The organism is Alcanivorax sp. HI0044, assembly GCF_001634945.1.
This window is the reverse complement of record NZ_LWEZ01001240.1, coordinates 1-7,779: the sequence shown is the minus strand read 5'-3', so window position 1 is coordinate 7,779 and position 7,779 is coordinate 1. Positions and strand designations below refer to the sequence as shown.

Genomic DNA, 7,779 nt, shown 5'->3' with positions numbered 1-7,779 from the left:
CAGGCGGGTGATCACCTCAGCGGCGGCCTTCGGGGTTTGCGAGGCGGTTTCGATCAGGCGAGTCATGGGCGCTTCCAGAGCGGTGCCCAGGCGGCCCAGATGCTCGGTGACGGTGGCCTCCAGCCCGGCCAGGCGTTCGCTGGCGGCATCGCCACGGGCCGCTTCCTGGTCGCGCAGGGCATTCAACTGTTCGCCCAGCTGGGTGATCAGGCTGTCCATGCCGGTTTGCTGGCCGCTGAGCAGCCCGGCGGCGCTGTCGCGGAATTCGCTGTTGTGTTCGTGCAGGGCGCTACGGATTTCGCTGACCAGCGTGGCCACGGTGCGTTGTTGCTCGCCGAGGCCGGTTTGCCAGTGCTGGGCGGCCTGTTCGGTGCTGGCCTGGAATTGCCCGGCGATGGCGGCAAACTGCTTCTCGCTGTGTTCGGCCACGGCCTGTTGGCTGCTCTGTAGTTGTTCAAGCAGGTCCGCGCCGCTGGCCCGGTGGGCTTCCAGTCCGGCGTTCCAGTCTTGTAGTGCCTGACGGGTGACAGCCTGGAATTCACCGGTGATGCTGGCCAGCTGTTGCTCGCTGGCACTGCCAAGTTGTTGCTGGGTATCGCGGACCTGTTGCAGCAGGGTGTTGCTGTTGTGCTGGAACTGGTCGTGGTGAGCGGCCAGGGAGGTGCTGATGTCGTTGACCAGCCGGGCGCTTGTTTGCTGGTGCTCGGCGAGGCCGGCGCGCCATTGTTCGGCGGCGTGCTCGGTGGTGTCGCGGAAGCGTTCGGTGAGGGTGCCGAGCTGCTGTTCGGTGATGGCGTTGAGCTTTTCGTGGGTGCCCTGAACCTGCTCGCTGAGGCTGGCCAGTGACTGGGCCATGATCGGCTGCACGCTTTCCGCGGCCAGGCGGCTGCTGTCGGCCAGGGTGTCACGCAGGGAGTCGCCCACGGAGCGGGCCAGTCCCTGGTATTGCTCCTGGAGTCCGTTGTGGAAGGCTTGCTGATTGCCGGTGAGCTGCTCGCCCATTTGCTCCATGCGCCCGGTGAGGGTCTGCAGGGCGGTGACCAGTTCCGGGAATACCTGGGACTGGCTTTGCAGGGCGGCGTAGGCGGTTTCACGCTGGTGGTTCAGGGAGAAGCGATACAGCTGGCCATCCACGGCGTCATCCAGCTGGCGGGATACGTCCATGCGGTCGCGGCGACACAGGGTGGCGGTGAGACCCAGCATGGCGGAGGCCGCTACCCCGGCAATGGAGGTGCCAAAGGCCAGGCTCAGGCCGGCGATGGGGGCGGACAGGGCGCTGCGGATGGCGGTCAGTTCGCTGCTGCCGTCCAGGGCGGTGGCGGCGCCTTTCAGGGTCACGATCATGCCCACGAAGGTGCCGAGCAGGCCGAGCATCACCAGCAGGCCGGTGAGGTAAGGGGTTAACACCGGGCCGGGCAGGGCGGCGGGCTGGCCGTCGACGCGGCGTTGCACGGCATGGCGCAACGTGCCGGGCAGGTCGGTGAGCCAGCGGGTCAGCGATTCCCGGCCGGCATCGGGCTCGGGGAGCTGCTGCAGTTGTTGATCCAGCCGGGCGGTGTCGCGCCGATAGCGCAGCAGTTCCACAAAGCCGAGCCCGTAGACGGCGGCGATCAGCAGGGTAACGGTGAGGGCCACCGGATTGCGCAAAAAGGTGGCGCCAATCCAGATAACGGCCACGGTGCCAAGAGCAAAGGGCAGAGCAAATAAAAAACGTCTCATGGGGTGGTGCTTTCCTTGTGATCAATGTCGGCGAACGTGGAGCCGGTGGTTGCGTCGCAGGACGCGGCGGTGGCTGCGCCCAGCAGGCCCAGAATGGGCTCCTGACGGGCGTCCAGTTCAGCCAGCAACAGCATTTGAATTTCCTGACAGAACTGCGCTAGCCAGCCGTTGGCGGCCATCCAGTCCTGCGGTGGTGTGTGTTGGCCCTGCTGCCAGAGCGTGCGGTAACGCTTTTCCAGAAAGGCGGGCAGGGCGGTAAAGCAGCGGCGTACGTAGGCCGAGAGGCTGTGCTCGAACACCGCATCCAGCTCGGCCAGCCGGGCCAGCTCGGCACTGTGTGCGGTGAGCTGGCGGCGGGCGCGCAGGCGCAGGTTGGTCAGGGCGGCGATCATTTGCCGCTGGTGGGCCTGGTGGAAGCGTTCGTAGGGGCCAAAGCTGGGGCGCTTGTCTGCCGGGGTGTTGCGGTTCACTGCGGGCAGGCTGATCACCGAGGCGGCCTGTTTGCCGGCGAAGCTGTAACTCAGGTTCTCCAGCAGGGTGTTACGGGTTTTCAGCAGGTCGGCCTGCAGGGTGGCGGTGATATCGTCCTGGGCGGTGAAGGGGCCGCTGGGGCGGTGCTGGGTGGCGGCATCCAGGGCAATGGTGTCGGACAGGTCAAACAGGCGGCCCAGCCGTTCGGCAAAACAGGGATGGGAGGACGCGGCGGCTTTCGGGTCCAGGCTGGCGAGCAGCTGAACCAGCCGGCTGCCGGCGGGGCCGGTTTGCGCGGGTGTTTGCGTCCTATGCATACTGTTGTCCATGGCGACTGCAGGTACTGTGAAAACGGGCTTGTCGGTGGCCGCAGCAAGGCGCTGCCTGTGCCGATTGAAATGGATCGACGGGCCAGCCGCCCATTCTAATCGGGAAAGGCCGGTGATGATAATGCGCTGGTCGGTTGAGGGACGGGTTGCGAAATCCGTCGTAGACTGGGGGCTGGGCGGAGAGGGGTGATGAGCGCCTCTGCCAAAACCGATGAATCGACAAGCAAAGGAGTGCGATGTGAGGGCAATGACGACGGCGATGCCTGCCCTGCTGCTGGCAGCGGGACTACTCAGCGGCTGCGAGCAGGAGAAGGTGGTAGGCGGTGACCGTGACCGTTTCGGCTGCCTGCCTTCTGCGGGTTATCAATGGTGCCCGGCCACCGGAGCCTGCGAGCGCCCATGGGAACTGGCTGAGGCGCACGGCTTCGACAATACCCAGGCCGGGTTCGAGGCGTTTTGTACCGATTCGCCAACAGAGCCATAAAACGCAGAATGCCATGAGTGAGTTAAGCACAGTCCGTTTGCTGGCAGACTATAACCAATGGATGAACGGGCGCCTTTTTGAGGTCACCGCTACCCTGCCTGAGGCCGTGCGCCGGGAAGACCGGGGCGCTTTTTTCGGTTCCATCGAGAATACGCTGAACCATTTGCTGGTGGCGGACACGCTGTGGCTGAAGCGGTTTGCGGTGCACCCGGCGTGTATCGACAGCCTTGCGCCCATCACCATGTTGCCCACGCCGCCGACGCTGGATGCCCCGGTACGGGACACCTTTGCCGAGCTGCATTTACACCGGCTATGGCTGGATCAGCAAATAGTGGATTGGTGTGGCGATTTGGGTGACGGCGATCTGGATTACGTGCTGTCTTATCGTAACAGCAAGGGCGTTGCGTCGCGGCGGCGGTTTGGCAGCTTGCTGACGCATTTTTTCAATCATCAGACCCATCACCGCGGGCAGGTAACCACGTTGCTGTCGCAAGCGGGTGTGGATGTTGGCGTGACGGACTTGCTGGTGCGTATTGCTGATGAATTGCAGTGAACAAAAAAGATGACGACGCTAACCGGTAGCGGGTTGCTACAGGTCAGCATCAGATTTGCGATTCAATGGGCAGCCACGACAGCATCCACACCTTGATGCGTTGCCAGCGGGACGTCTCCGGGTCGTGGTCCAGGGTCAGTGGGGTGTGGTCGTCTGCATCTCTCGCCTGCCATTGCAGCTCTCCCTCGTCATCAAGGCTGACATGCCAGGCGGAATCGTCACTGACCCAGCTGGCAAACAGTTGGCTGAGTTGTTGATTCAGTGATTCGCTTTCAATCAGCAAACCGATTTCCGTGTTTTGCACAATCGAGCGGCCGTCCAGGTTCACGGAGCCGATGAAGGTGCGGTCGTCATCAATGACAAAGGTTTTGGCATGCAGGCTGGCGCGGGATTTTCCCTTGAACCAGTGAATGCGTTCCTGTTGCCCGGCTTCGGCGCGAAGCTCCCACAGCGTGATGCCATTTTCCAGTAGCGGTTTGCGGTAATTCACATAGCCACTGTGCACGATAGCCACGTCGGTGGTACTGAGTGAGTTGGTAAGAATATCCACCTTGACGCCCCGTTCGGACAACGATGAAAACAGTGTCACTCCGGCATCGCCGGGTACAAAATACGCGGAGCTGATTTGCAACCGTTGCCGGGCGCTTTCGAGAATGGTCTTGAGGGAGGCGCCCAGATAATCATCGCGGCTCAGTGTGTCGCGGGCGGTGGCTTTTTCCGGTGGGTCGGCATACAGGGTGGCCTGCCCCCAGTCCAGCGGCACTTTCCCTTCCACAAGGCGGCGACCCAGGCTGGAACCGGAGAGCGCATTGGCAAACTCGCTGTTCTTTTGTTCATCCAGAAAACGGAGCAGCGTGCGTTGCAGGGTAGGCAGGTCCATGTCTGCATCGTCGGCATCAAGAACCCGATTGATCGGCACCGAGGCGGGGGTGTTCCAGTATCGATCAAAACTGGCTACGCCGTCAGGGACAATCTTGCCCACGGCCATCACATCCACATCCTGAAAATCCACATTGGTATTGGAAAAATACTCGTCGCCCAGATTACGCCCGCCAGTGATCAAGACGCTGCTGTCCGCCACCATCAGTTTGTTATGCATGCGGTGGTTGGTGCGCCCGAAATGTGAGGCCATTTGCAACGCCCGGGTAATGCCGCTGCGGGCCGTTACCGGGTTGAAGATACGAATATGAATGTTGGGGTGTTGTTCGAGGGTGGCAACGAGTGGCTCTGCCACACGGGTGCCCAGATCGTCGACCAGGAGACGCACCCGCACGCCCCGGTCTGCCGCTTCCAGCAATTTTGCGACAATGATGCGCGACGAGGTGTCATCGGAAACAATATAGTACTGCAGGTCCAGCGAGGACCGGGCCACTTCAATCAGGGCAACGCGTGCCACGAAAGCAGACAGTCCCTCGTGCAGCAGATAAAAACCGGATTGATTTTCATGCTCGGGGTTGTCGTGAAGTTGCTCCAGGCTTTCGGCGATGGGGCCCTCCGCTGGGCTGGGCAGGGCGGTGTTGGCCGGACGGCTGTCTGGGTCATAGCCGGATTGTGCCTGGCAGGCGGTGGAGAGCAGGGTGATCAGTAATAACCCGATCAGTGGCGGCATATGAGGCATGGTGGAGTCATCGCAGCAAGTCTGCGATTATCAAAGCGCAACAGCGCAATAATTTCAAACTGAACGCGAACAGGGAACGGGCCATGTTGAAGCGAGGGATGCTGGCAATCGTTGCAGGTTTAATGGCGGGGGCGGTTCAGGCGGATTTCTTTCAGGATTACATGATCGACCCGGAAGACGGCATGCTGGATGGCAGCCGTTACCTTTCCGAGGTGCCGCAGGGTTTCTTGCCGATTCCGATGGTTATCACCGAACCTGCTGTGGGCGCGGGCCTGGGCATGGGCGCGATTTTTTTCACGAAAGTGAGGAACAAAAAAAGCAGCGGGTGTCTGGTGACAGTCCGGCCATTTTGCCGAATAACATCAGTGTGGTGGGGCTGGGTGCCACGGAAAATGGAACGCGCGCGGCAGGACTGGGGCACATGGGTTTCTGGCATAATGACCGCATTCGTTATCGCGGCTTTGCCTTGTTTCCTGATCTGAATCTGGATTTTTATTCATTGGGCGGGCGTGACCTCCGTGACCCTGTCGAGCTGAATGTGAAAGGGCCGGCGGCGGTCCAGGAGTTGAAGTTCAGGCTCGGCGCAAGCCGCTGGATGTTGGGGGCAAGGCAGGTTTACAGGCAGGTTGAGCTGTCTCTTGAGGAAGATATCTCATTACCCAGCCCGCGTCTGGAACAGGCGGTGAATACGTTCTTGCGCAACAATCTGGGGGACAAGATTCGTACCTCCGGCTTGGGGGTGCTGGCGGAATACGATAGCCGGGATAACCCTCTGGCTCCTCAGTCCGGGCTTTACTATGCGGGTAATTATGTGTGGTACGGGGACAGTGTTGGCAGTGATATCAACTTTGGCAGCTATACGCTGGAGGGCCTGAATTACTGGAACGTTAACGAGCATTTCAATTTTGCCCTGCGCCTTCAGTATGACGGTGTCGATGTGAGCGACAGTACCCGATTGCCACCTTATGTGTTGCCTTATGTGGATATGCGCGGCATTCCTGCTGTTCGCTATCAGGGTAAGGCGGTCGCGGTGGCAGAAGTGGAGGCGATCTGGAAAGCCAGCCCTCGCTGGCGGTTCAACTTTTTTGGTGGCGGTGGACGTGCCGCAGAAAGCCTTTCGGATTTGTCAGACGCCGAAGTGGCCAATAGCTACGGTAGCGGGTTTCGCTATCTGATCGCTCGCCGGTACGGGATGACGATGGGGATTGATATTGCCCGGGGGCCGGAGGAGACCGCCTGGTATATTCAGGCGGGGTCCAGCTGGCGTTGATCAGTCTTCTTTTTCGTCCATGTTTTTAGCTGCGGTGCGCGCATCTTCCAGTGCCGCAAACTGTTCGGAGATCAGCGCGCCCACTTCCTGATTCACCTTGCGAATGGTGTCGTACACCAGGCCGATGGTCTTGCGCTGTTTTTCTTTCAGGGCTGGCGCCTTGTCTTCAAAGAGGCCCAGCTTCTCCAGCGCGTCAAACGGTAGCCCGGCAATATGCTGGTGCACGTCTTCCACGGTGGTGGCGCCATCTTCAATGGCTTCCTGAATCATGTCCTTGAGCAGCTCTGCTCGTTCTGCTGTTTTTTTCATTGTTGGCCTGCGTGGTCAATCGGGTAAGGGACTGTTCCGCAATGTAGCGAAAACCGTTAATAAGGACCATAACCATTATGGACCCCGGGAACACGTATTGATGCCCGATTGTCTGACCGTCTGTACCGTTGCCGGTGACAGACTTGACCCTGTTCAATAAATGGGGCCACTCTGAAACCGGGTTCACCTGTGAATCCCTGATCGAACAAGGAGTTGCGATTATGGAAACCGGTAAACAAATGATTGCCGATATCAAAGGCAAGCTGGATGAACTGGAAGCCGAGCTGGATCAACTGGAAAAGCAGGGGGGCGGAGACCGCAGCACCGAAGCGGAGCGACATCAGCTGGCTTTGCAGGATGTGCTCACAGAATTGCAGCAACGCATTGACGAATACCATGAACTGACCGGTGCAGACAGCGTGGATGGCCAGGCTAACTGGCAACAGCTGGACAAGGACCTGAAGGAACTGGACAGCGATCTTTACGGCGCCAACTGATTCGATGACCGCCTGTTAGGGAACCTCTGAATAACTCCTTGCGTACTCAGCGTGGCCTGAAGCGTGCAGCTGTTGAGTCTTGTCTTGACGGACAGGGTGGTTCCCTTTCCTAGGGGCAAGGCGCAGCAGATGTACGCTTCAGGCCGTGCCCTCCGGGTCTTCCAGGCTGGCCCGCACTCGTCGTTGCGTGTTGAAGGTGAAGAGTCGATGGATGGACATATCTCGATCCCAGTTAGGGGACACCTTCAAAATCGCGCCCTCTGTGCCCCGAATGGGGTATAGATTGCGAGCCAGCCTGAAAGACTGAGCATGCAAGGAGTTATTCAGAGGTTCCTTAGCCCTCGGGGTCCGGGGGCTTTTTCGGTATGCTTCTGTCTGGTTTTTCCAGGGACGGGAGTCACTCTATGGCCATTGGGCCACTCAGCTGGCCGCTGCTGCTGCAAACGGCGCGTCGGCATTTTTCCCTTTTCTTCATGCTCTTCTTCTTTCTTGGCTTGCCGTTTGCAGCAGCAGCGGCCAGCTGAGTGGC

At 60.0% G+C, this 7,779-nt stretch carries 9 protein-coding genes; 5 read left to right on the top strand and 4 right to left on the bottom strand.

Annotated features, from left to right (window positions below; translation table 11 throughout):
* Both A3730_RS17660 and A3730_RS17655 read right to left on the bottom strand, forming a co-directional pair.
* The coding region (locus A3730_RS17660; RefSeq protein ID WP_063538575.1) for a DUF802 domain-containing protein at positions 1-1,719 on the bottom strand (1,719 nt) is incomplete at its 3' end.
* The gene (locus tag A3730_RS17655; protein WP_231880667.1) at positions 1,716-2,507 is read right to left on the bottom strand and encodes a DUF3348 domain-containing protein; all 792 of its coding nucleotides are present in this window, start codon (positions 2,505-2,507) and stop codon (positions 1,716-1,718) included. The genes A3730_RS17655 and A3730_RS17660, both read right to left, overlap by 4 nt.
* Before the next feature lie 259 nt (positions 2,508-2,766).
* On the opposite strand from A3730_RS17655, the gene A3730_RS17650 reads away from it, so the two are divergent.
* Together A3730_RS17650 and A3730_RS17645 are read left to right on the top strand one after the other, a co-directional pair.
* A complete protein-coding gene (locus A3730_RS17650) occupies positions 2,767-3,003 on the top strand; it encodes a hypothetical protein (RefSeq protein ID WP_063520638.1) in 237 nt (78 codons plus the stop codon).
* 13 nt (positions 3,004-3,016) lie between these two features.
* Entirely contained in the window at positions 3,017-3,556 is a 540-nt protein-coding gene (locus tag A3730_RS17645) for a DinB family protein (protein ID WP_063520637.1), read from the top strand.
* Positions 3,557-3,605: 49 nt separating this feature from the next.
* On the opposite strand, the gene A3730_RS17640 is transcribed toward A3730_RS17645, so the two are convergent.
* Positions 3,606-5,174, bottom strand: a complete 1,569-nt coding sequence (locus tag A3730_RS17640) for a phospholipase D family protein (protein ID WP_231880666.1) — start codon at positions 5,172-5,174, stop codon at positions 3,606-3,608.
* On the opposite strand from A3730_RS17640, the gene A3730_RS32750 reads away from it, so the two are divergent.
* Positions 5,156-5,656, top strand: coding sequence for a hypothetical protein (locus A3730_RS32750; RefSeq protein WP_231880665.1), 501 nt, complete (start codon positions 5,156-5,158; stop codon positions 5,654-5,656). The two genes, A3730_RS17640 and A3730_RS32750, sit on opposite strands and share 19 nt — an antisense overlap.
* The gene (locus A3730_RS17635; RefSeq protein ID WP_231880664.1) at positions 5,596-6,444 is read left to right on the top strand and encodes a BamA/TamA family outer membrane protein; all 849 of its coding nucleotides are present in this window, start codon (positions 5,596-5,598) and stop codon (positions 6,442-6,444) included. The genes A3730_RS32750 and A3730_RS17635 overlap by 61 nt, the downstream gene beginning before the upstream one ends.
* Here A3730_RS17635 and A3730_RS17630 read toward each other — a convergent pair whose 3' ends face one another.
* Positions 6,445-6,753, bottom strand: coding sequence for a hypothetical protein (locus A3730_RS17630; RefSeq protein WP_039926707.1), 309 nt, complete (start codon positions 6,751-6,753; stop codon positions 6,445-6,447).
* A 143-nt stretch (positions 6,754-6,896) separates the two neighbouring features.
* Here A3730_RS17630 and A3730_RS17625 point away from each other — a divergent pair, with 143 nt between their 5' ends.
* Entirely contained in the window at positions 6,897-7,250 is a 354-nt protein-coding gene (locus tag A3730_RS17625; RefSeq protein WP_063520635.1) for a hypothetical protein, read from the top strand.
* Positions 7,251-7,779: the final 529 nt, after the last annotated feature.